The organism is Candidatus Stygibacter australis, from assembly GCA_030765845.1.
Lineage (GTDB): Bacteria > Cloacimonadota > Cloacimonadia > Cloacimonadales > TCS61 > Stygibacter > Stygibacter australis.
This window is the reverse complement of the sequence record JAVCDJ010000236.1, coordinates 1-25,311: the sequence shown is the minus strand read 5'-3', so window position 1 is coordinate 25,311 and position 25,311 is coordinate 1. Positions and strand designations below refer to the sequence as shown.

At 38.7% G+C, this 25,311-nt stretch carries 19 protein-coding genes and 1 tRNA gene; 6 read left to right on the top strand and 14 right to left on the bottom strand.

Annotation, left to right across the window (positions count from 1 at the left end):
• Positions 1-1,061 (bottom strand): hypothetical protein (locus RAO94_12200; protein ID MDP8323104.1); only part of this gene is annotated, 1,061 nt, incomplete at its 3' end.
• 242 nt (positions 1,062-1,303) lie between these two features.
• On the opposite strand from RAO94_12200, the gene amrB reads away from it, so the two are divergent.
• The 3 genes from amrB to RAO94_12185 are packed head-to-tail and all read left to right on the top strand — an operon-like array spanning position 1,304 to position 4,081.
• Complete coding sequence (gene amrB / locus RAO94_12195; GenBank protein ID MDP8323103.1) at positions 1,304-2,773, top strand: AmmeMemoRadiSam system protein B; 1,470 nt, start codon at positions 1,304-1,306, stop codon at positions 2,771-2,773.
• A gap of 8 nt (positions 2,774-2,781) precedes the next feature.
• Positions 2,782-3,066 (top strand): DUF2007 domain-containing protein, encoded by a 285-nt coding sequence (locus RAO94_12190; GenBank protein ID MDP8323102.1) that lies wholly within the window; start codon positions 2,782-2,784, stop codon positions 3,064-3,066.
• Entirely contained in the window at positions 3,056-4,081 is a 1,026-nt protein-coding gene (locus RAO94_12185) for a radical SAM/SPASM domain-containing protein (GenBank protein ID MDP8323101.1), read from the top strand. The genes RAO94_12190 and RAO94_12185 overlap by 11 nt, the downstream gene beginning before the upstream one ends.
• 5 nt (positions 4,082-4,086) lie before the next feature.
• Here the strand turns inward: RAO94_12185 and RAO94_12180 are convergent, their stop codons facing one another.
• Both RAO94_12180 and RAO94_12175 read right to left on the bottom strand, forming a co-directional pair.
• The gene (locus RAO94_12180) at positions 4,087-4,704 is read right to left on the bottom strand and encodes a TetR/AcrR family transcriptional regulator (GenBank protein MDP8323100.1); all 618 of its coding nucleotides are present in this window, start codon (positions 4,702-4,704) and stop codon (positions 4,087-4,089) included.
• Between the two features lie 73 nt (positions 4,705-4,777).
• The gene (locus tag RAO94_12175) at positions 4,778-5,773 is read right to left on the bottom strand and encodes a DUF362 domain-containing protein (protein ID MDP8323099.1); all 996 of its coding nucleotides are present in this window, start codon (positions 5,771-5,773) and stop codon (positions 4,778-4,780) included.
• A 172-nt stretch (positions 5,774-5,945) separates the two neighbouring features.
• On the opposite strand from RAO94_12175, the gene RAO94_12170 reads away from it, so the two are divergent.
• On the top strand, positions 5,946-6,689 hold the full coding sequence (locus RAO94_12170) for an ABC transporter substrate-binding protein (GenBank protein MDP8323098.1): 744 nt from the start codon (positions 5,946-5,948) through the stop codon (positions 6,687-6,689).
• Positions 6,690-6,747: 58 nt separating this feature from the next.
• Here RAO94_12170 and argF read toward each other — a convergent pair whose 3' ends face one another.
• The 9 genes from argF to RAO94_12125 all read right to left on the bottom strand — a co-directional run bounded on the left by argF (position 6,748) and on the right by RAO94_12125 (position 21,553).
• On the bottom strand, positions 6,748-7,749 hold the full coding sequence (gene argF / locus RAO94_12165) for an ornithine carbamoyltransferase (protein MDP8323097.1): 1,002 nt from the start codon (positions 7,747-7,749) through the stop codon (positions 6,748-6,750).
• 650 nt (positions 7,750-8,399) lie between these two features.
• Positions 8,400-10,496 (bottom strand): T9SS type A sorting domain-containing protein, encoded by a 2,097-nt coding sequence (locus tag RAO94_12160; GenBank protein MDP8323096.1) that lies wholly within the window; start codon positions 10,494-10,496, stop codon positions 8,400-8,402.
• A gap of 201 nt (positions 10,497-10,697) precedes the next feature.
• Complete coding sequence (locus tag RAO94_12155; GenBank protein ID MDP8323095.1) at positions 10,698-12,731, bottom strand: T9SS type A sorting domain-containing protein; 2,034 nt, start codon at positions 12,729-12,731, stop codon at positions 10,698-10,700.
• Between the two features lie 152 nt (positions 12,732-12,883).
• A complete protein-coding gene (locus tag RAO94_12150) occupies positions 12,884-14,011 on the bottom strand; it encodes a T9SS type A sorting domain-containing protein (GenBank protein MDP8323094.1) in 1,128 nt (375 codons plus the stop codon).
• Between the two features lie 143 nt (positions 14,012-14,154).
• On the bottom strand, positions 14,155-14,886 hold the full coding sequence (locus tag RAO94_12145) for a FlgD immunoglobulin-like domain containing protein (protein MDP8323093.1): 732 nt from the start codon (positions 14,884-14,886) through the stop codon (positions 14,155-14,157).
• 73 nt (positions 14,887-14,959) lie between these two features.
• Positions 14,960-16,522 carry a hypothetical protein gene (locus RAO94_12140; GenBank protein ID MDP8323092.1) on the bottom strand — a complete coding sequence of 521 codons (1,563 nt, stop codon included), beginning with the start codon at positions 16,520-16,522 and terminating at the stop codon, positions 14,960-14,962.
• 1 nt (position 16,523) lies between these two features.
• Complete coding sequence (locus tag RAO94_12135; protein ID MDP8323091.1) at positions 16,524-19,844, bottom strand: C25 family cysteine peptidase; 3,321 nt, start codon at positions 19,842-19,844, stop codon at positions 16,524-16,526.
• 55 nt (positions 19,845-19,899) lie between these two features.
• Entirely contained in the window at positions 19,900-20,811 is a 912-nt protein-coding gene (locus RAO94_12130; GenBank protein ID MDP8323090.1) for a tyrosine recombinase XerC, read from the bottom strand.
• Positions 20,792-21,553, bottom strand: a complete 762-nt coding sequence (locus RAO94_12125) for a hypothetical protein (protein ID MDP8323089.1) — start codon at positions 21,551-21,553, stop codon at positions 20,792-20,794. Before RAO94_12125 ends, RAO94_12130 begins: the two co-directional genes overlap by 20 nt.
• 138 nt (positions 21,554-21,691) lie before the next feature.
• Here RAO94_12125 and RAO94_12120 point away from each other — a divergent pair, with 138 nt between their 5' ends.
• Positions 21,692-22,384, top strand: a complete 693-nt coding sequence (locus tag RAO94_12120; GenBank protein ID MDP8323088.1) for a hypothetical protein — start codon at positions 21,692-21,694, stop codon at positions 22,382-22,384.
• Positions 22,385-23,255: 871 nt separating this feature from the next.
• Here RAO94_12120 and rsmA read toward each other — a convergent pair.
• Positions 23,256-24,038 carry a 16S rRNA (adenine(1518)-N(6)/adenine(1519)-N(6))-dimethyltransferase RsmA gene (rsmA, locus tag RAO94_12115; protein ID MDP8323087.1) on the bottom strand — a complete coding sequence of 261 codons (783 nt, stop codon included), beginning with the start codon at positions 24,036-24,038 and terminating at the stop codon, positions 23,256-23,258.
• A 24-nt stretch (positions 24,039-24,062) separates the two neighbouring features.
• Positions 24,063-24,944: an Hsp33 family molecular chaperone HslO gene (gene hslO / locus RAO94_12110; protein ID MDP8323086.1), complete on the bottom strand. Its 882-nt coding sequence runs from the start codon at positions 24,942-24,944 to the stop codon at positions 24,063-24,065.
• 208 nt (positions 24,945-25,152) lie between these two features.
• Between hslO and RAO94_12105 the strand changes: the two genes are divergently transcribed.
• Positions 25,153-25,229, top strand: a tRNA-Asp gene (locus RAO94_12105).
• Positions 25,230-25,311: the final 82 nt, after the last annotated feature.

The window sequence follows — 25,311 nt, the reverse complement described above, 5'->3', positions numbered from 1 at the left end:
TGCTGAAGACAGATGAATTGCTGGAGCACCTCATCTGATGCAAATATATCACTGTCAGATATGCTGCCTGTTTCTATACTTGCCAAAATGATCCTGATCCTGTTTTCCAATTGAGTTTCATCTTCTTCTACAGGTAATCTTACATCTTCCCAACTAGATTCTTCATATTCCAGTTTCCGCAAGGGAATTGTCCTATATGCCTCATAGCCATCCATACCTGTTATATTACTTAACTCGCTGATTATTTTACCCAAGGCATGAGTTGCACTATCCTGAATATCGATCCTGAAACTGATATTTTCTGTTTCTGCATATTGATAACCAAATAGATCTACCTGTAGATATCGATCAGATAGTGAATAATATTCATAATCATCACCAGTAAGAATTCCCAGTCGGATATCGTTCACAGGGCGCCTTTCATACAGCACTTGCAGGATAAGTCTTCTATTACCAGCTTCATAATTATTACTAACTAATTTTATCGCCAGATTCTCAACTACTTTAGTGATCTCAGTGATCATTGCATCAGTATCCCATACCTGTCCATCTATTATAACTTCTTTCCCAGCCAGTAGATCAATCTCCACGATTGCAACGTAGAAACAGCGAAAAAAAATCCCCAGTTTATTGAGTTCCAATGCCTGCCTGCCTCGATTTATATTGAGCTTGATTTCTTCCATCTTTTGGTCATAATTCTCTTTTACAATTTCCCGGCTGATTGTCCATATCTCATGATGCTCTTTATCGATACTCCGCTCTATTTTTATGTCTGTCATCATACTGCTCAGCCAGACATTCACCATTCTCTCATATTTATCTCGATTACCATAACTTATCCGCTTTTCCAGACCTATTTCTGTTAAATACCAGCTACTGATGGATTTTGCCAGTTCATTGCGGCAAATCTCACCTGCCACTATCTCGCTTTCTGCTTCCCCAATTCCCCAAAACAGATCTTTGCGATTCTGGATAGAATTACAGTATTTTTCAAAGCTGCTCGCTGAGTATAATAGACCTGCCAAAGCGATCAGTATCAATATCAATAATACTCTTCTCATTATTCTTCCTTCATTTAGATACTGATTGCACTCTCCCAATACTCAATTCCTCTGGCAAGTAAAAAAAAGTAATTTACTCCAATAGTATCTATCCTTTTCCCTTTGAACACTATCTCTAATCTGAAAAGTTACTCATATATTCATCATGTAATATTATTCTCATTTCAGAACATCACTAAAATTCCTTGACAGTCACAATTCTTCAGAGATTGTGCAATTGTTCTGTAATTAGGAGGTGATAAATGGAGCACGTGATTTCAATTCTTCTTCTATTGGTCTTTTGTTTGGTTCTACCTCTGGATTGCCGTACGCGAAAACCAGCAGTCAGTGGCAGATGGTATCCTAGTGATCCTGTTCAGCTAAAGCAGGACATCCGTGGTTATCTGGCACAAGTGGAACTGACTCCTGCTCAACAGAAGATCATTCCTATAGGAATGATGGTTCCACATGCAGGTTATATGTTCAGTGCCCCAGTGGCAGCCTGGAGCTATAAACTCCTCGAGGGCAAAGAATATGACACTGTTATCCTACTTGGATCCAGTCATCATTATGCTTCAGGAATTGTAAGTGTATATGATGGCGAAGATATGGAAACTCCCCTGGGCAATATTCCTGTTGATACGGAATTAGCAAAGCAGATCATATCTTCTCATAATAACATTAAATGTGATGAAAAAGTACATTTCAGTGAACACAGCAATGAGGCTCAATTACCATTCTTGCAGTATCTGCTGCAGGATTTTAATATCGTCAGTATATTAACCTCTACAAATGATAAAATACTATTAGCAGAAACTGCAGATATCATCTACCAAAAGGTAAAAGAAAGCGGGAAAAAGGTGCTTTTTATTAATAGTACTGATATGTCTCATTTTCACCCATATGAAGAGGCAAACAGGATTGATAGTAAGACCACTGACCTGATCCTGGCAGAAAATTGGACTGAGCTTGAACGTAATATCACCTGTCGGGAATGTGAATTATGTGGTTATCATGCCTTCACCATTTTTCAACAGATCATGCAGAAACTTGAAAGCGGTAAACCTCAATTATTGCATTATGCCAATTCAGGAGATACCCATCCAGAATATGGTACAGAGGAAGTTGTAGGCTATAGTGCCCTGGTTTTTCCCAAAGCGCAGACTGATTCAATAGTAAATACGCCTGAATCTCTGTCAGCAGCTGATAAGACATGGCTTTTACAGCTTGCCAGAAATTCTATTATTGATAGTCTTGAAAATAGTGATTCTGCTATCCCCATTCCCAAGAACCCGAAATTAACTGAAGATCGAGCAGTATTTGTAACTTTACACAAACACGGTGATCTCCGGGGCTGCATAGGACACATGATCGCCCGTGATGAGCTTTATAAAGCTATATGGGAAATGGCAAAATCAGCAGCATTTGCTGATCCACGATTTGCTCCAGTATCTCGAAGAGAACTCGAAAATATTATAATTGAGATCTCAATTCTCACCCCCATGAAAAAAATAGAATCTCTGGATGATATCGTCATGGGTAGAGATGGAGTAATGGTACAGCAAGGATATCACAGCGGAGTATTTTTACCTCAAGTTGCCAGAGAAACAGGTTGGGATAAAGTAACATTCCTGCAACACCTTTGCCATTCTAAAGCCATGCTCCCACCCGATGCTTTTCTTGATCCCTTAACTGATATATTTATTTTTCAAGTAGAAGAATTTAGCGAATAGGAAGTAATATGAATGAAGATTACGTTACTGTATTGAAAACTTATAACCTGGGAACTATTGCCATAGCCAAATCATTATTGAGCGATGCTGAGATTGATTTTACGGTTAAGAATGAAAATTTTGGTTCTATATATAATGGATTCTATTCTGTTTCCGGATTTATAGAAATTCAGGTGAGACAGCCTGATGCTGAAACTGCCCTGGAAATGCTGGAAGAATTACAGCAGGATTCTGATGAGCCTGATGATGATCAGGAAGAAGAGGATATCTCGCAGGAAGTAAATGATCAATGAAAATCTCCGCTTTCTAAGGAAGGCAATCACTCTTCCCCGTACCTGGAATGTAATAAAGGTCTATGCCGGATATTTTTTATCTCTACTCACCAGAAAACCTTATATCTGGGGTAACCCTCCGGTAATTATGATCGAGCCTACCAATATCTGCAATCTGCAATGCCCTCTTTGCCCCTCAGGTAATGGGACTCTTAAACGGGCGAAAGGTTATATGAACCTGGCAACTTTTCAGAATATCGTTGATCAGGTTCATGAAAAAAGCTTTATGATCGTGCTTTGGAATCAGGGAGAACCACTTCTTAATAAAGAAATTCTCCAGATGATCAGATATGCTTCTGATAAAAAGATGTTCACATTGCTTTCTACTAATGGAAACATCAAACCTGATACCAACTCACTTGTAGAAAGCGGACTGGACTCCCTGATCATTTCTCTGGATGGAGCAACTCAGGAGACCTACAATAAATACCGGATAAATGGAACACTTTCTAACGTGTTGGATTTTGCCCGATCTATCGTGAAATCACGCCAGATACTCAAAAAGAAGAATCCTCTGCTGCGCTGGCAATTTCTGGTAATGAAGCACAATGAACATGAAATTGAAATGATCAGGAAAATGGCAGAAAAGATTCAGGTAGATAATCTGGAATTAAAAACCGTCCAGATATATTCTAAGGAAGATATTGATAAATTCCTCCCTCAAAATCCTCGCTATAGACGCTATAAAATTCAGGGTGACAATTTTGAGCTTAAGGCTGGAATACCAAATCGTTGCCGTCGCATCTGGGTAAATGCCGTTATCAACTGGAATGGTGAAATGTCAGTCTGCTGTTTTGATAAAGATATTGATTATGCTCTGGGAAACATCAATGATATATCTCTAATCACTCTCTGGAAGGGAAATGCGTTTCAAAAGTTCAGGACACAAATACTCCTTAACCGTAAAATCTATCCCATGTGTATTAATTGCGGTGAAAGCGTTAAAATGAGAGTAAAACAAACCAGAGTGAATTAAGCTCCCTATCTATCCTTTTTCAAGCCATATCTTAAGATATCAATGATTTTACCTTTGATATCTTCCAACGAAAAGGGCTTTTCCTGGACTACCCACTCCGTTATTACAAAATTTACTGTACCAAAGATAATATAACTCAAGGTTACTGGATCAATATCCCTGATTGAACCTTCTTCAATGGCTTCAGTACAGATACTTTGCAGATAAGTAAGATAATGACGTAATGGCTTGAAATCAGGATATTTATTGTAAAAGTCCTTGCTTTGACGCAGCTCTACTGCTAAAAATCTTACTACTTTAGGATCTTCTGTAAAAAGTGTGATATGCTCCTCAGCAAAACTGAATAACTTGTCATATCCACTTTTCTCATTACTTATCCGTTTCTCAATTGCATCTAATCTGCTTTCAAATAAATTCTCTACAGCCTTGATCAGCAGATCATCCTTATTTTTAAAATAGAGATAGGTTGTTCCGTCAGCCACCCCGGCTTCTTCTGCTATCTCCTTTATTTTTGCCCCATGAAAACCTTTTTCAGAAAATATCTTGATCGCAGCTTCCAGTAATGCTTTACGTTTTTTTTCCTGCTTGTTGATCACTCTTTTTGTCTTTTGTCTTTTCATCATCAGTATTGCCTCCCGTATGCCGTCATAAATTTATTCTGATAAAATTTAGTCAAGTTTATGAATCACATTCATTTTATTCTATCTCAATTAGCTGATATTCTATACTTCCAAGTCCTGTTTCCAAGGCATATTCAAGCTGATGATTACCACTCACTCCAGAATAACGGGCAAAAGTATCTTTTTCTTTCATGTGATCATTCACAAGATCAAGTGAAGCTTTATCTGCAGCCAACATATCAGTGGATGCTACAATTCCGATCTTTTCAGCAAAGGGTGGCGGTGCTCCCATATCACAATCGCAAAGCCGTGAAACTTTATCAATCACATTTATATAGATCATCTTTCGTCCTGTGGAGATCATCCTGGCATAATCCACCACTCTCTCTTGAAATACTTTCAAACTGGTACTCCCCCACGGAATGGAAAATAATCTTTGGGGACATACCCCAATACATTTTCCACAGCCGATACATAATTCTTTGGAAATTTTTACCGGCTCAAGTGTAATTGCTTTGCCAGGACATTCCTTCACGCATAAACCACAAACCACACAAGAACTGTCATTAACAATCGGAATTGTAGATGCATGCTGTGCCATCTTACCTGGAATACTCGCCATTCCCATCCCTACATTCTTGATCGCTCCACCAAAACCGGACATTATATGTCCCTTGAAATGCGAATATATAATGAAACTGTCATACCTGTCAATACCACTCGGCAGCCTTACTTCCTTAAAATGTTTTGCGTCCATAAAGGGTAATGTATATTCTCCCTCAGCATCCAGAATATCTATAGGAGCAAAATTAAAGCCATGTTCTTCTGCTACTTCCAGATGTGATGCAGTCTCTCTGCGAGGTCCCAGATATAGCACATTGGTCTCCACCAGAGATGCTTTAAGTTCTTTTGCCAGAATATGTAGCAATTGCGGATCAAGATAATTCATATTACCACGCTCCCCAAAATGGAGTTTGATCCCAATCTTGCCATAAATAGGCTCAGAAACCTTTTGATATATTTTCCAGACTGATTCTGCGTTGATCTCCTTTGTATAATACACAATAGCCATTAACTTACCTCTTATTCTTTTTTTCTTATTACTTTTCTCTCAGTTTATAGTCAAGTAATATCACTCTGCCTTAATAATAAAAACCAATAATTTCACATTTTTTTATATTTCCCATTTTTTTTATTGACAGCATAAAGAAAGTTTTAGATTAAAAATATTATAAGGGGTTTATATGGGAAAATTTAAATTAGTTATTATCGTGATTTTAAGTATCATGATCTTTTCCTGCGGGAAAGCAAAACCAAAACTTAGAATTGGCTTAAATGCTGATTATCCACCTTTCGAATTCATGCAGGATCAGGTATTAACTGGTTTGGATGTAGAAATGGCTAATAAATTGGCAGAATCCATTGGTTATGATCTGGAATTTATCAGAATGGAATTTGATGAACTGCTGCCAGCATTACTTAATAATCGTATTGATCTGGCAATATCTGCTATCACTATCAATCCGCAGCGCCAGCAGATCGTTGATTTTTCCATACCCTATTTTTCTGCTGACCAGTCATTGATCACTGTCGAAGATAGTCCCATAAAAATCGATGAGTTAACAGATATTGCTGCCTATAAAATCGGATTTCAAAATGGTACTACTGGTCAATACTTCCTCCAATTCAATCTTGTGGAAAAGGATATCCTACCCTGGGAAAATCTCACAGCTTTTGATAATAATAATCAGGCGATTTCCGCTCTGATGAATGATCAAATTGACCTTTTGATACTTGATGATTCTGCAGCAAAAGCTTTCAGTAATATTAAACCTCTTAAAATTGTTCATTTGATAAAAACTGATGATCAATATGGTATTGCCATGAGAAAGGATTATGAACTTAAAAATGATATCAATACTGCGCTCAGGCAGATTATTAATTCAAACTATTGGACTTCCCTGATTACAAAGTATTTAGGAAATTAGGAGAGATAGTAAATATATAAGCCGCTGTGATTATACAGCGGCTTTTTTATTTTAGAAATTATTTACCTAAAGTAGCTACCATTACTGCTTTGATCGTGTGCATTCTATTTTCTGCCTCATCAAAGACTACTGATTGCTCACTTTCAAATATCTCTTCACTCACTTCCATCTCAGGAACACCAAACTTCTCATTGATCTTGGCTCCCATAGTGGTGTCTGTGTTATGGAAAGCTGGCAGGCAGTGCATAAATAATGTATCTGACTTGCCTGTCATATTCATCATTGCCCTATTTACCTGGTAGGGTAATAATAGCTTAAGACGCTGTTCCCACACTTCATCTGGTTCACCCATTGATACCCACACATCAGTGTAGATAACATCTGCATCTTTCACACCCTTGGCAATATCAGAGGTTATCGTGATCTTGGCTCCGGTTTCCAAAGCTATCTCCTGACATGTGTCCACCAGGTTACCTTCAGGTTGAACTTCCTTGGGTGCTACTATCCGTATATCCATTCCCAGCTTAGCTCCACCTACTAGAAGACTGTTTCCCATATTATTCCTACCGTCACCTACATATACAAATACCATCTCATTAAATGGCTTTTTTAGATGTTCGCGTGCTGTAAGGAAATCTGCCAGGATCTGTGTAGGATGAAATTCTGTGGTTAAACCATTCCATACCGGTACTCCTGCATATTCTCCCAGTTCTTCAACTATTGACTGACCAAACCCGCGATATTCTATCCCGTCATACATCCTGCCCAAAACTCTTGCTGTATCTTTCATGGTCTCTTTATAACCTATTTGACTCCCTGAAGGTCCCAGATAAGTAACGTGCGCTCCCTGATCATGGGCTGCCACTTCAAAGGCACAACGCGTTCTGGTAGAAGCTTTTTCAAATATCAAAGCGATATTTTTCCCTTCCAGACGCGGCTGCTCTACTCCAGCATACTTGGCTTTCTTCAAATCCTGAGCCAGATCTATCAAATACTCTATTTCCTTGGGACTAAAGTCAAGCAGCTTCAGAAAATTCCTGTTTCGCAAATTAAATGCCATTTCATTCTCCTTAATCTCATATCTTAGTTGTTAAAAAATTTCTCTGCCCCCGATGGTCAAGAATTTTCCAACCCAGATTTTACCATATCTCCTCTTTCATTCGGACTTTATCATTTTTCATAATTTTATCATTACTTTATTCCGACATCTTTTATTAATACTTTCGTCTCACTTCAGAGAGTTTTCAGCAATTAGAATAATAATTTTGTTTCATTTCTATACTATAGTTTTATATTTACCATATATCCCATTATAATATATAACTATCTCTTATTCATCATCATTAAGCCAGACTCAAAGTGGAACAACAAAGCACGTACTGACATTTTTTTGTTATATTGTGCTTAGTTGTTCCACCTGTTTCACACTTGGAAGACTGAAAAAGTCAATCTGAAATAAAATTGTTATCTGGAAATTTACAAGAAAGATTGCGTTAATTGCATCGAGATTTATATAAGAAAATTTATGCTCGAAAAAAATAATTTAATGTTTGCCTGGTTTCATAATTATTGCTGTGTCCGCTATGTCTTCTTAGTCCGTTACGTCCGCTTTCTCGCTCTAAACTCAATCCGGGATAACGTCATAAGTCAATAGCTTAGTCTGGTAAAAAAAATCGGGCAGATGATTGGTCTGCCCGATTTTATTTTTTCTTAATCCAGGATTATCAGTTTTTTGTTTACTGAGAGGTTATCCTTTTGCCAACGGGCAAAATAGATACCACTGCTAACTGGTTTATCAAATTTATTATTGCCGTCCCAGGAAATCGTTGTTGCTCTTTGCTCCATTTCCAGACTGGCTATCTTTTGTCCTTTTAAATTATAGATATTCACTTCTCCCCCATCAGCACCTTCGATCGCAAAATTGATCTGGCTGCGGGAAGATTGTCTAAAGAAAGGATTAGGATATGAGATAAGTACAACACTATTTGCCGGTACTATATCATCATCATCTGCTGGTACTACTTCGGGGATGATACCAGGGCCGCCATAGAAGCCCAAATCGTTGCGAACTGCACCCAGGGAGGGATATAATGCATATCCGGGATTCTGGCTGTCTTCCAGATCATTATACTCCTCAGAAGGATCTCCGGCATCTATAGCGGGAGAATTTATCTGAAGATGCCAATCCGCTTCCAGAGCGTTATATTCTAAACCGCTGGCTGGAGTAGGATTAATAAAGAGCGGGTCTGCATAAAAATTTCCTGTTCCCGGTAAGGTTTGGGAACTTAAATTATAATCAATCCGCATATCATCAACATTTCCCAGAAATACATCAACATCATCAAGAAGGATGTTATTGATAAATTCAGGAGTGGATTCATCAACAAATATTGCCGCAATTGGTGCATCATTATACGCAATGATATTATTGATAACAACCGGAGCCGAACCGTCCCGAATAACCAGTCCACCTGCCATGCTGCCTTCGTTATTTGCTATGATATTATTACTGATAAACGGATGAGAAGCTCTCAAAGCTATACCACCTGTCATACTGGAAGAATTATTGACTATCATATTGCCGTGGATGAGTACATCATCACAACCCAGAAGATTAATGGCAGCACCCAGTGAGCCACTTGTATTACCATAGAACTTTGAATTAAGGATCTCTATGGAAGAATAACTGGCATTTATGGCACTAAGATTCGTATTGGTGATCTCAGCATATTCAATGCGGTTTTCCTGAAGCGAGTTAAGCAGCTTAATTCCTTTCCAGGTAGCATCTGAGGTGAGAATCACTGGTTCTTCAATCGTACCGGAGATATCTATTCTACCATAGACATTGATCTTTTTATTATAATCTATGATGATCTCTGTCCCAGGTTCTATAACCAGTTCACCATAATAAGGGATAGAAATATCATCAACTATGTGATAGGGATTAAATTGTGGACTCCAAACACCTAACACGGTGCCTTCCACATCATCGGTACCCAACACTTCGATCATTTCTGGGAATGTTTTTTCTGACCTGCTCTCTCCGTCAGAGATCATCAGTTTTACATCATATAATCCAGGCTGTTCAAATACCCAGTAGGGACTTTCTTCATAGGAATCTATGATACCATCATTCTGGAAATCCCACTGCCACATAGAAATATTATCAACAGGAAAAGAAGCACTCTGGAAATATACTCCCAGACTTGCTGGACCCGAATTAAGATTCACCATTATTTCTGGAATTAACTGTGTAATACCGGTTTGAGCGGATTGCAGTATTTCACGAGTTTGCATATTTTGAATGATCACTACTGCTCTGAGTGAAGTGAGTTCATAATACTCGCTATAATCGAAAAGCTTATCTATAGTAACACTTGCACCTGAATCTGTTATCATGAGAGTATCATTAAAAGAACTATTAAGAACCAGAGAAGAATAATTACTGAGATCATGCCTTGTGAGAGCAAAAAAAACATTGATGCTATCAGCTGATATCGTATCTTCAAGTGAGATATCTGCTGATATCTGATAATTATCCTGACTATCTAATCCAAAATGAAGATCGATATTCCAGGGAGTTTCCTCACCTGTTAACTGATCATAAAAATCTCCGAACTGAGTTACAGCGTCATCTTCACCCTGATAGGTGAGATTTCCACCAAACACACTTAAAGGATAGGCTTCACCGCCATATAGCTGAAACCGTTCACTACCACCAGGAGAAGCGGGTTCACTCATCTGCCAGATAAGTGGAACAACATCATCATGCTCTGAGGCAAGCTGGATAAGGGCGTCACGCGCCACACTGTAATCACCACCTCAACCACTGCAGATTTCGGAATAAACTTCCCCAGTGACATGCCGTACTGCAGCTGACAGCAAAATGCTGTTTAAAAGCAGCAATGCCAGGAGCACAGTTTTTATATATTTCATTAAACCTCCATACAAAAAGCCGGGGACTTTCGTCCCCGGCTTCGTATTCTATTTATTTTTTTTCTTATTACCTTATTTCATCAGGACTACTTTCTGGAAAATATTTCCATCGCCATTATTAAACATAACGAAATATACGCCAGAAGCAAATTTTTCAGCATTCCAGGTAATCTGATGAGTTCCAGTATCAAAGTGTCTATCTGTAAGTAAATCAACCATCTGACCCTTGATATTATAGATTTCCAGACGGACATTTGCTGGTTCATAAAGAGTGAAACCGATATTAGTCTCAGGATTAAAAGGATTTGGATAAGCCTTGAGCTCAACCTGAGCAGGAACTATATCTTCGGGATCAATATCTGTAAACCCATAATCGGGGAATCCATTCCAGCCAAAAGCACCCATATCATTTTGAGTGCCGTTCAGGTCATTATAGACTTCATTTGGATCACCGGCATCAATACACTCAGAGCCTGCAGCCAGTTGCCAGTTAGCAATCATACCATCAAAATCTGAACCATAACCTTCTGATGGGGTAACAAACATAGGATCTACATCAATATTGCCTTCACCAGTGTAACCACCAGAAATACAGGAATACAATACAGTAGGAGTACTGGCAATCACAGCAAATACGTTTCCTTCGCTCTGAACAATACAGTTTACCAGGGTAGGTTGAGAATTAAAAAGCAGGAAAGCTCCATTTACACCAATATTATTGGCAATAGTATTATTTACCAGAACCGGGGCTGAATTTTGCTTGATACTGAAAGCACCGGCAGTACCGGCAGTATTATTAACAATAATATTATTGTGGACATTGGGGAAACCATTTGTCATTGAAATCCCACCAGTGAGTGAAGAACTTGTATTATTGGCAATCAGGTTCCCTGATATCTCAATATCCATAACATCGAGTAATTCTATTGCAGCTCCCAGAGCAGAACCTGTATTTTCGTGAATGAAATTATTAATAATATCACAATCAGAATTCTCTACATAAATGGCTGATTCTGTAGCACCAGAGAGTTCACACCAGGCAATGATATTTTCCTGCATACTGTCCTTAATATGAATTCCAGTCCAATCACTTTCTGTACGGAAAATAATCATGTCAGAATCACGCGCATCGGCAATTAATTGGCCTTTGACCATAAATTCCGCTTCATTCTCAAATATAATTTCAGTTCCTGGTTCTATCTCCAGCAGATCATTAGGATTGACCGTAATATCACCCGTAACCAGATATGGTCCCAGATCACTGTGCCAAACACCGGATACAACACCTTCTGCTACCGCATCTTCTGTAACAGTAATATAATCTGGAATTGTAACTTCGTCATATTCACCTTCCATTCCAATTCTGAGAGTTACATCATAAGATCCAGGAGTATCATACATGTGGTAAGGATTTTCTTCTGTGTAATCATACTCGCCATCACCATCAATATCCCATTCCCAGGATTCAATACCTGTGAGAGGATATGAAACACTTGAGAATTGAACTGCAAGAGAAGCGGGTCCAGATTGTACATTACTGCCAATACCAGCAACCAATCCGGTTAATTGAGCCTGACCAGCACCTAAAATAGCAGTATTACCACTATAAGTTTGAACCATTGCAACGGCAGTGAGATCTTCAATTTCCCAGCCAGTATTCATGGGGAAACTGTAACTGTATGAACCGGTTTCACCAATACTTGTTAAATCAAAATCTTCATTTGCATAACCAACTACGGTACAGAAATATTCTGCATTCTGATACCATCTCATGATATAAACAATCTTGTTATTAGTTGTCGTGATATCACCAGTAACCTCAACCAAAGCCTGAACCATAAGATCTCCATTGGTATCAAAACCAAGACCAGTCTGGATTTCCACAGGACTTTCAACATCAACCAACTGATTATACATATTGATATAGGAATTATACATCGTAGTTCCACCACCGCCAACTATATCTTCTGATCCACCCCATTGAGCATGAGGGATTCCACCTACACCATACATTGAACCTCTGGCGCTATAGCCGGGACTGGGCCAGGAACCGTCACCTTGCCATAGCAGGGGAATATAAAATTCTGCAGCGGGGTCATTTTCCACATCCAGCAATCCTTGCCGGGCTGATGGGCAATAACCTCACCATGTCTGGGTGAATACTTCACCCACAACCCACATCTGCGTGGCAGATAAAACGGTAAACAACATTAACATTAAAGAAATTAGGAAAAACTTTTTCATCATAACTCCTTGGATTATTTTAATAATATCATCTTGTGCTCAGAAGTTTGAACACCAGCTTTTAATTTTGCAAAATAAACTCCACCAGATAAGTCTTCTGCTTTCCAGATTATCTGATGTGAACCAGCCTGCATGAATCCACTTTCAAGTACTTCAACTTCTTCTCCACGAACATTATAGATTGTAAGTGTCACAATGGCATCTTGAGTAAGATTATATAGAAGAGTAGTTTCCGGATTGAATGGGTTGGGATAATTACCTGTAATTTCCGCAAGTGGAACGATTTCATCAGTATCAAGAGCATTTGAAGGCAATCCTTCACCAGACATATCAATAAAGAAAGTAGGATAAGCTTCCTGGGAAGTTGTGACAATCATAATATCAGAATAGGGAATTGCCTGCTGAGGAGCAAACCCAATCTCAACCTCTTGAATAGAATGAGCAGCAACATTGAACTCTGCAGGAGCAGTGAACCCTATTGGAGGGAACATCATCCCAGTTAGTTCAGAGTCACCATAATTGTATAACTGGATAGTCTGAGTAGCTGTTTCACCAACCATAACGGGTTCGAAATCTATTGATTCCACCTGCAAGGGGATAACTGCTTCTGAAACGATCACTCTACCAGCCTGTAAAATCTGATAATTGGGTGATAATGTCTGCACAAGAACATTTACAGCAACATCTTCAATATCATAACCATTAGTGTTTATTGTATGCACAAATGTCTCTGTAGCACCAATCTCAGAAAGATCAAAGTCATATTCATCATAAGATATCACTGAGCAGAAATATTCATTATTCTGGTGATTAGTTAAGATGAAGATAACTTTGTTATTAGAGGTCGCAATTTCTCCAGTAACAGTAATTTCTGCTGAAACACTTTCATAACCGGGATCGAGCAGAAGGTTTATTTCCAGGGGACTTACCCAGTTTACCATAGCATTATAGCGGGTGCGATATTGGGCAAACATTGTGCTTCCACCACCACCAACGATACTTTCTGTGCCACCCCATTGAGCGTGTGGAATACCGCCTACTCCGTAAATATTACCCCTCTGAGTATAATGAGGGCTAATATATGAACTGTCTCCCTGCCATATAAGCGGGATAAAATATGGTGCATCAGGATATTCTTCCAAATCTGCCAGCCCTGCCCGGGCTGATGGACAATAACCTCACCAAGTCTGGGTGAACACTTCGCCAACAACCCAATACTGGCTTGCTGAAAGAGCAAAACTTAATAGTAAAAATAAAGCTAAAAATAGTCTTTTCACTTAACCTCCTACTTCATCAAAATCATTTTATTTGTAATAATTTTTCCTGCTGTCTGTAATCTATATAAGTATATTCCACTAGGAAGATTCTTTCCATCAGAATCCCTTCCATCCCAGACGATACTGTAATCTCCTGCTTCCTGAAATGATTTTCCATAATTTTTAGCTACTTCACCCTTGATGTTATAAATTATCAGTTCTGATCGAGTTGCTTCTGAGAGATGATAATTTATTGTGGTTTCAGGATTAAAAGGATTAGGATAGTTCTGATCTAAAGTAACTGTAGAAACTATTTCTGCGTCTGTTGTATTTACATAATCCTCAGTTCTGAAAGTAAAATCCATCTGAATATCATCTATCCCATCTGCTGACCAGAATAATGTTATATCTTCCATTCCTGGTCCACTACTGTAATTTACCGTAAAATCAAGCTTTATCACTGTATCAGTTACAAAATTAAATGTCCAGGGGAAAATTGGAAAATGGCATAATGCATCTTCATAATCATGGCACCACATTATATGCCAGTCATCTGGTAATTCACTGGTTTCCAGGTGAATAGTAAAATCTTCAGTAATTCCTGCATTAGTTACATATAGCGTGTCTGAAACAAAATTGAGTGTCTCCCCATTATAGGCAGGACCTACCATATTGTATTCAAAGCCTGGAGCAATCTCCAGATCGGCTAAAAGTGACAATCCATAAATGAGTATAAATAAAATTATCAACCTTCTTTTCATTAAATTCTCCTTTATCTTTTTATTATTTAAAAACAAAAATAAAGTCAGCTATAAATAAGCTAACGTAAAATTTCTACAATGCAATTTTTGACCCTTGAAAATATTCAAATTTAGCACATAATTTTATGCCTTCTGCTGCTGAACTGATAATTCCTCCTGAATAACCAGCCCCTTCACCGATAGGATAAAGGTTATCAGCACCTTCACTCTCCCAGGTATCAACTTTTCTGATTATACGTACTGGCGAGGATGTTCTCGTTTCAGGAGCAAGTAATGTCCCTTCACTGGCAAAGCCCTTATAACGCTTATCCCAGTATGATAATGCTTCCTTAATTGTGCCTGTAATCGCAGGATTATAAATTTTATTGAGATCAGCGGGAATAGAATCAGGCAAAAATGTAGTTTTCAAAGGTTTCTTACTGTATCTATTTTTAATGAAGTCTTCCGCTTTTTGAGCCGGTGCAAGATAACTTTCAGATAATTTAAAGCATTTTTGCTCGATCATCTCCTGAAATCTTACTCCCGCTAGAGCATCACTACTCTCCGAAGTAACATTTATTGATGTCACAATCGCTGCATTGGAATATTTCCCTTTCCGCTTCGACCAGCTCATCCCGTTTGTAACCACTCCTTTAGCATTACTGGAAGCATTAACAACTATCCCACCTGGGCACATACAAAAAGAATACACGCTTCCTTCTTTCAACTGAACTTTGATCCTGTATTCTCCAGCACCAGTAAGAGAGGTATCAGTTTTATCTCCATAAAAAAGAGCATTAATAAATTCCTGCTCATGCTCAATTCTGAATCCTACAGCTAAAGACCTGTTTTGCAAAGGTATTATACCCGTCAACATTTTAAATAAGTCCCGAGCAGAGTTTCCTGGTGCCAGAATTACTATTTCTGGATCCAGTTTTTCACCATTAATAAAAACGCCTGAAACTTTCCCATTTTTGATTGTTATTCTTTCCAATTTATGCTTCCAGAAAAATCTGCAGCCATTTTGCTCAAGATATTCTCTGATAGAAGTTATAATTTTCTTTAGTTTATCTGTTCCAAGATGCGGATGAGAATTGATCAGAATATCAGGATCAGCTCCAAACTTTATGAGATATTTATATACCTGAGTAGTATAAAAGTCCTGATTGCGTGAAGTCAGCTTTCCATCTGAATATGTACCTGCCCCACCTTCACCGTTCTGGATATTGCTCTCAGTATCCAATATCCCCTTTTGCCAGAATTGCTTAACTTTTTCATCTCTCTCAGGAATTGGTTCACCCTGATCATATAATAAAGGTTTATAACCCTTTTCCACAAGGATCAAAGCAGCAAATAAGCCTGCAGGACCAGCACCAATGATAACAGGTTGAATATCATGCAGTTTAATATTCGGGTTAATATATGCTAATTTCTCTTTATATTCCAGCAGATCAGGATTTTGAGGAAATTTGCCTGAAATTTCCACAAGAGCATTATACTGCCAGACCAGATGATTTCGCCTGCGAGCATCAAGTGACCTTCTGGTTACTTCCCAGGAAACAAGCTTCTGGCTTGCCAGATTTAATTTCTGGCAAATCACCTTTTCAAGATCCTGGCTTTGATCTATTGGTATAGCAATATTTCTCAGCAACTTCATATTATTTCAGTAATAACACCTTTTCAGCTTTATTTATATTATCGCTTTTCAGCTTAATGAAATAGATCCCACTTGGTAAATCTTCCGCATTCCAGATATATTTATGCTCTCCTGCGATCTGAAGATCGTTAAATAGTACAGCAACTTTTTGGCCTTTCAGATTATAAGCAGTCAATTCCACATTAGAATCTGAACTGAGATTATAGGAAATATTCAAACTGGGATTAAAGGGATTAGGATATGTGCTCATTCTATCCATGGCAGTAATATTATCCTGATCATCGGCAGATTGAGGTATTACGGTTAATAACACTGGCACTATTGTTTCAAGTCTATCATCGTAAATTACTATGTTACAAAAGTATTCACCTGGCGTTAACCTCTTTGCATCAAATTGCATTTCAATTACACTAAAAGAACCGGCTGGAATATTTTCATGAATATCTTTAAGATATATCCAGGATAAGGGATTGAATAGATTGATACTGCCAGTAGCTTCATGAGGAGCTGCTCCATAACCATCTCCAGCTATCCGCCAAGCAACGATAATTGAATCAAGATCAGCATATTCAATTTCTCCTTCAACCTGACAAGAAGCTGATTCTCCACCATGCATATATCCCCAGCCATTCTGAGAAATTCCAATCCATATAACATCAGCACCATCACCCAACTCGCTTTCAGTTTCCATATTACCACCTGAAGCTCCTGTAAATGCAGAAACATCATTGATCTCTACATCATCCGGGAAATCAAGCTCTATCTCACTTACCCATTCGTTATCAACACTATAATTATGTGCTACAAAATTCCATATTATATTTCCACCAGGCAAGAATTCTTCTGTTGAGCATTCCACATAGCAATCTTCTACGTTACGAGTCTCCTCTGCTTCCAGTCCAAGATTGATTTCAACAGATTCTTCCAGGTAGTTACTGATGACCAGGTCAAATTGAGCGCTGTCTCCTTCTACTAATTCATATTGGATCTCTATAGGTGACATCCATAATCCATTGGGCGCATAACTGGAAAACCAGAGCTCATAACACCATGTTTCTTCATCACTGGTGAAAATCAGTTCTGCACTGAAAGGATGAGCAAATTCTATATCTTCAGAAACTTCAAAACATAGAGCATCTTCAATGAATATACTCTCTTGTGTCTGCATATCTCCTATTTCTTCGTTATTATCAATAAGTTCAATCCAATCGTCTTCCAGCAGCATTTCAAGCTGAACGTTGCTTGCCTGATCAGTACCATAATTTGTAATACTAAGATCAAGAGTGGCTGTCTCACCTGCATGGATAATGCCATCTAAACCACTGTGAAGATCAAATTCATCAAGATATACATAAGCACCTTCTGGTGGGATCATTTGGATTTCTTCTATCAAAGTTGCTTTATTAAATCCTGTGGCAGTGATAGTAAAAAATCCCGGTATCTGGGGAGCTTGAGATATATCAAGATCGACAATGCCATCTTCACCTGTATAGCCAGAAGCAGTTATTTCTCCATCTCTGGTCATACATACAAGAATATCAGGTTCTCCTGCATCGATTTCAAACGAAGGAAATCCCATAAAAATTGTCGGCATATGGCTCAGCTCTATTTCTTCCGGTATCTTGGTTCGAACCGCTAAATTAGGATCCCCAAACATATTCCAACTGCAAAATTCATCATATTCACTAGTTATTTCAATAGCATAATTTATGCAATTAAACCATAATCCACCTAAAGTCAGCTTTTCTTCTGCGCATAATAGATCTACAAATTCATCCTGACCATATTCAGGGTCTCCAATCCATTGAGATATGCTGCTGCCTAAAAAACCTATTGCCCCAATTGCTTCACCATCATCATTAGTAGCGCGCAACCAGTATTCTGAAAAACAGGTCATTGGAGCAAAATTACCTATCAGACAAGCTCCATTACTTATGAATGGCAACATACCAACATTTTCCAGATTATAAACATCACTTTCATAAAAGGGAATTGAATAATAATTCTGATCTTCACCATGTCCCAGATAATTGATCACTCCCCTGCCTTCATTTATCGCATCAGCAAGCATTTGTGTATTTGCTCCCTGACCTTCATAAATCTCATCAACCTGCAAATAACCATATTCCAGAAGATCATCTCTAATGTAACCCATATGCTCCCAGCCACCTTCATAATGCTGTCCAGCTGGTCCTCCGTTATATGCCACTCCAGCAGCTTTCTGCATCCAGTCGCCATCTACAATATCCCTTTCATAATAAACACTGCGATCTACCTGGGTTTCCACATCTTCAATTGATTGAGCACTAAACCTGCCAATCATTATATCGGCATATTGATCAGTTCCAGCCACACCCGCATAATAACCATCTCCTGCATAAGTAGAATAATTATATTTTACAGGTATCTGCTGGGCATCACCCACAAATAATACCCAGGCTAATTCATTATCTTCGGCATAATAGCTATCCAGATAGTTTTGCAGTTGAGTATTATTTGTTCCAATATCACTCATTGCCACGATTTCAGTCTCGATACCTTTTTGGATTTTCCAGTCCACATACGGTTCCATTGCTGTCATAAAATCATCATAACAGACAACCAGCAGTTTTCCCGGTACATCCATAATTTCCGGATATCGCAATGCGCTTAAATATTCATTAAAATTAATAAAATGTCTCTGATACATATTTTTATAATCTTTCACAATCTCTTCAGCATACCCGTTTCTGGTATTTATAGTTGATTCACCATCAGCAATAACTTCTACTTCCAGATGAGTATATATCCGCACTTTATGAGTTACAGGATTGTATTGCACAGGATTGATCTGCAGATCTATACCTCTAAAATCGCGCATGATATATGGTTCAGATAAATTTGCTTTAGCATCTGGGAAAAAAATATTCTGGGAATATACTTCCCCAAAAGTGTATGGGATTGAATTATAATCTTCATTAAATGATACTGGACCCTTGCTGGGAGCTAATAACATCTCAAATTCCTGATATTCCGAATCGAGAATATTCACTGTCATTTTACTGGTATTATCTATCAACAATCCTCGTCTCATTACAGGTAATTCGGGTTGACCCTTTACATTTAACCCTGGTTCAGATTCAAGATGCAATATGTTATATTCCACTCCTGATATCATCACTGACTTAGTAACCACCTTATTGATCTCATAATCCAGCAATGTTCTCTGACTATTTGATGAGAGTATTGTGACCTGATTCTCTCCCGGATTATCGATCAATAATTCTGCCCCGGATAAATTCATAATTAAAATACAAACAATAACAAATAATATTTTTTTCATATGGCCTCCTGAAATTCTTTTAATTACTATGCAATAAATATTCCAAAAAATGGAATTATTTCTTTTTTCTCTTTTCTTCACTCCGTGCATGTGCCTGCTGATATACTTTTTTGACTTCTTCGAGTGATAAATGTGTATATATTTCAGTTGTGGATAGATTCTCATGACCCAGCATCTCCTGCACTCCCCTCAGGTCTGCTCCATGCTCCAATAGGTGAGTTGCAAAGGCATGACGAATACTGTGAGGTGAGTATCCCTTTGTCTGGGCGATCAAATCCAGATAATGATCCAGTATCTCTCGAAGCTCCCTTCCCAAAAGGGGAATGCCACTTTTGGAAACAAAGAATGTCTTCTCTTTGGTATCAGGTTCAAATTCATATCGTACCTTTTGATAATATTTCAGCGCTTTCCTGCAATTGCTCCCAAAGGGGATTATTCGCTCCTTACGCCCTTTTCCCATTACTTTCACAATGCGATTACTAAAATCTATATTCCTGGTTTCCAATGAGCAAACCTCGCTTATCCTTAGTCCGCAGGAATACATGATCTCCAGGATCGCTCTATTCCGAATGCCAAATTTACTGCTGAGATCGGGAAGTTCCAGGATCTGCATCATTTCCGCTTCAGTAAAATGTCGTGGAAGTTTTTTCTCGTACTTAGGTATCTTCAAATACTGGGCGGGATCCTCATCAATAATTTTTTCTTTCAGGCAAAATATAAAAAAGTTCTTTAAGGTTGTTGCCTTTCGTGCCAGGGTTCTGTTCCTTCTACCCTGCTCCCTCAGCCAGCGTAGATAATCCCTGAGATATAGGCGTTTCATTTCTTTAAGATCAATTATCCCATCAGGAAAATATCTCACCATAAATACGCTGAACTGATGCAGATCACCTTTATAAGCGAATATTGTGTGCTCTGATGAACCTCTTGATATCAGGTATCTGATATATTTATCTGCCGCTGCCTGCATTTTCCCAGCTTAGCTCCTGCCAGTCTGTAGTAATTGCCTTACCCGCTGATTTTATCTTAAGCCTGCCATATTTACCTGATTCGCTATTTATATAATAATACCCAGTTTGCTCTTTATCTCCCATCATTGTGTTTTTCGTGGTCATATAATCGAAGTTCACCACAGCATCTATATCTATCTCTTTCACCAGGTAACTTACCACATATTTACTTAAGGAAGTAAGCATAATTATCTGATCACATCCTGATGACCTGAGTTTTTTAACCTGCTCTTTGGCAACTGCAAATACATCTGCCCTAACATCTACTCCATCTGCAAGCTGGTTCTTTACTGCCCAGTCTGGAGAATAAATACTGAATATTCCAATCCGTAAAGTGTCTACTTTGATGACAAATTTTTTAAGAGTGGTTACACTATCTGACTCAATATTTGCTGCCAGTAATCCAAAGGAAGGAAATTTCTCCTGATGATAATGCAAAAAATCATTAGGAGAAAACAACATCCCAGGTAGTTGGCTCATATACTTCAAAACCAGACTATCTGCTAATGCTGGTTTAAATAGCTCCCCGGCATATACATTAATACTCATACAGCTATCAATAGTCGCCTGCTGCAATTTATCCACTGCTTCCATGTTATCAATAGTAAACTGTGGATGAATAAAAAAATTCAAACTAATCTCATCTGCTGATAAACCAGAAATCATTACCATTAAGGCTGCTATTAATATTATCTTTCTCATTTATTCTTCTCCATCTTTTTAGCAATTTCCCGCTTTAGCCTTATATTGTCAAAGTATATTATGTTTTAAGTTTCTAACCTGAGGTTGACATTCAATCTTGCTGTTAGAATTTGGCATTATAGATTTACAGGAGTTAATATGAATAAAGATATAATTATCATTATCGGTGCCTATGGCAGCGGTAAAAGTGAGTATGCCATCAATAGCGCCTGGCAGCTCAAAAAGCACGGTAAACCTGTCACACTTGTTGATCTTGATGTGGTAAATCCCTATTTCCGCAGCAGGCAGGTCCGAGAGGAATTTGCCAGTCAGGGAATCGTGGTTATTGCTCCAGATGGTGAATATTCCCATGCGGATATGCCTATGCTCTCTCCCCGCATTATGGGTGCAGTAGAAGATTACTCCAGAATTCCTGTTCTCGATGTTGGGGGTGATCCCGCAGGTTGCCGCACTCTGGCAAGATATGTGCAGAATATCAATAAAAGAGGTTATCAACTCAAGTTAGTGATCAACACAAAAAGACCCTTCACCTCTGACCTTGATGGCATCCTCAAAATGCTCGAAGAGCTTGAATTCTCGTCACGTCTAAAAGTTACTGAACTCATCTGCAATACCAATCTCATGGAATACACTGACCAGGAAACTGTAATACAGGGCATAGAGCTTATCAAACAGGTTGCTGATGAACTTAATCTCAAATTCTCCGAATACCTGGTAATGGAAAAATACGCAGACCGTATTCCCGAAAACCTTCTCGGTAAAAATAGAGTTCTTCTCCAGTACTACCTCAACAAACCATGGGAGCCCACCAGAGTTAAAGGTGTGATCTAAATAATTCATAATCCCCACACTAAATTGCATGTACAGCGCAGGTAGCGACTCATTAACCTAAATTACCCACACTACGTTTACTGGGTTCACTGGGTTCACTCCGTTCGCAATATTATCCATAACCAGTCAGCCTAAAAAAATCGTTCACCCTTAAGCAAATCCAAATCGAATATTTCTTCAGTTCGTCTTGTTAGTTTTGTCTTGATGAGCTGTAAGCTTGCGAAGGCTATTCGTTGCTAAATTCTCTTCATTCTTACATTCCTCGACTCACGGCTCACGATTTACGACTCACGGATAAATCATTACATTTTTTCGTGTCATTTCGTGGTTTTCGTGGTAAAAATATCTTACATTACATTTTCCCAAATAAGTCAAGAGTTTTGAACGGTACTCCGGACAAGACTTTTGGACGACCATATACACCCAAATTCAATCAGTCCATGCCTCCCAGAACTCCTACCCCAAGTACGGTTCATCCCGATAAATCGGGACTTACTTACCCTCATCATACATTCCCATTACATTTTTTCGTGTCATTTCGTGGTTTTCGTGGTTCAATGTCTTACATTACATTTAATTTTACATTTTACATTTTCAATTTTCAATTTCCCCCTCTGTGTTCTCCGTGATCTCTGTGGTAAAAAAACCGTGAGTCGAGGTTCGTTAAACGTGAGACGTAATCGTGAATAGGGATTTGTGATTGGAAAATAGTTCGTTTTGTTCGTTTTGTTCGTTGCTCAATAATTCTTACATTACATTACATTATCCGTGTTAATCCGTATAATCCGCGGCATCTGTGTCCTATTCTTTTTTTTCTCGACTCACGACTCACGTCTCACGACTCATGGATAAATCATTACATTTTCCATGGCTAAAGAAATCTGACCAGATTGTAAAGATCAACAAATTCAGGGATAGATAAGGTTTCCGCTCTGCGAACCAGATCTATCTCTGTAATTTTTTCCAGTTCAGCCACCTGCTCATTACTCAAGATATATTTCAGATTATTACGCAGTGTTTTACGTCTACTCCTAAAACTGGTATCAACTACTTCCCAGAACTTCTCAGGCTCCGCCAGTTCCGGCACCTCTGCCTTAGGATATAAACTCACCACTGCAGATTCCACCTTGGGCTTTGGAAAAAATAAATGCGGTTTAACCGTAAACTCATATTTCACATCAAAATAAAACTGGGTCTTAATTGATAAAAAACTGTATTCTTTGCAACTTGGCTCTGCCCTGAGACGCTCAGCAACTTCTTTCTGGATCATGAACACCACTACAGATACATTTTCTCTGAAATTTATAGCCTTCATGATCAAGGGTGACGTGATCTGATATGGTATATTAGCCACTATCTTGATCTTCTCATCACCTCTCATCTCATCCCAGTTTACCCGTAATACATCTTTTTTCACCAGGTTTATCCTATTTCCAAATTCTGATTCCAGTAACGGATATAATTCCTCATCAATCTCAAAGGCTGTCACTTTATCAGTGAATTCCAGTATTTCTCTTGTTAATATCCCGCGTCCTGGTCCTATTTCCCAAACAGTTTCTCCCTTACTGATCTTGCCCAATCCCGCTATCTTAGCTGCAATATTTCTATCTTTTAGAAAATGCTGACCTAATTCCTTCTTTGCCCTGAATCCCATAAATTCTCCTTGTTGCGCAGCGTTTTAGTCCTTAGCAACTAAAATTTGCTTTAATTCCTCACTCTCATAATGATATTCTTTATTGCAGAAATGACATTGTACTACCACGTCTTCAGATTTCGCAATACTCTCTTCCAGCTCCACTTTATCAAGTAATTTCACACCATGTAAAAACTTCTCTCGTGAGCAATCACAGTAATATTTTGCTGGCTGAGTAAGCAGTATCTTGATATCCAAACCCATCAGGATAAGCTTCTCCAGTATTTCTTCTATCTTATAACCCATATCAAGCAGATCAGTGAGGTTTGGCAATTCTCTCAGATTACGTTCCAGGATATCAATCACTGAGTTCTCGGCATCAGGCATTAATTGCACCAGAAATCCTCCTGCCTGACGTATCTCACCTTCCGGCTCAATCAATACGCCCAGTCCCATGGCTGTAGGTATCTGCTCAGATTGACTGAAATAATAACTCAGATCAGTGGCGATCTCACCATTCTGCAATTCTATTGTTCCCTGATAAGGATGCCCGGAGCCCATATCTTTGATCACCGTGAGCGTGCCTTCACCCAATGCTCCACTTACATTTATTGTCCCATTTTCACTTAAGGGGAGTTCCACCTTCGGATTACTAAGATAGCATTTTACTCTGCCCTGATTATCCGAAGTCACGATTACTGTTTTCACTTCTCCACTGCCAGCCAGCTTAATGGTTAATTTCTCATCAGCTGATTTCTGATCTAGTCCCATCATCAGCGCTGCAGCCAGTAGTCTGCCTGTGAGTACACTGGTTGTTATAGATAATTCATGTATTTCCTGTGCCTTGATAGCAGTCTCCAGACAGTTCACTCCAAAGAACCGTATCTGACCGTTACCAGCCGTCCCACGTATTATTCTATCTGCCATTATCTATCCTTATAATAAATTTTATTCCACTTTTCTCTCCCCCATTTTTATGTAAAGCCCTATTTTACAAATCATAAGCTTTTTACGTATTATTTCGTCTAAAAGTAAATTTATTAATTATCAAAAAAAAGTATTGACAGCAAATTACCCTTTCCCCAGTATGACCGAGCTTTAGTTATTTAAGCAAATAATTGAAGTGCCGCAAAGCGGGGGTGTAGTTCAGTTGGTTAGAACGTCTGCCTGTCACGCAGAAGGTCGCGAGTTCGAGTCCCGTCACTCCCGCCATTTTTTTGCCTATAGCGTGGGTTGAAGGTCGTCCCGATAGTAATCGGGAAGTCCCGTCACTCCCGCCATTTTTTTGCCTATA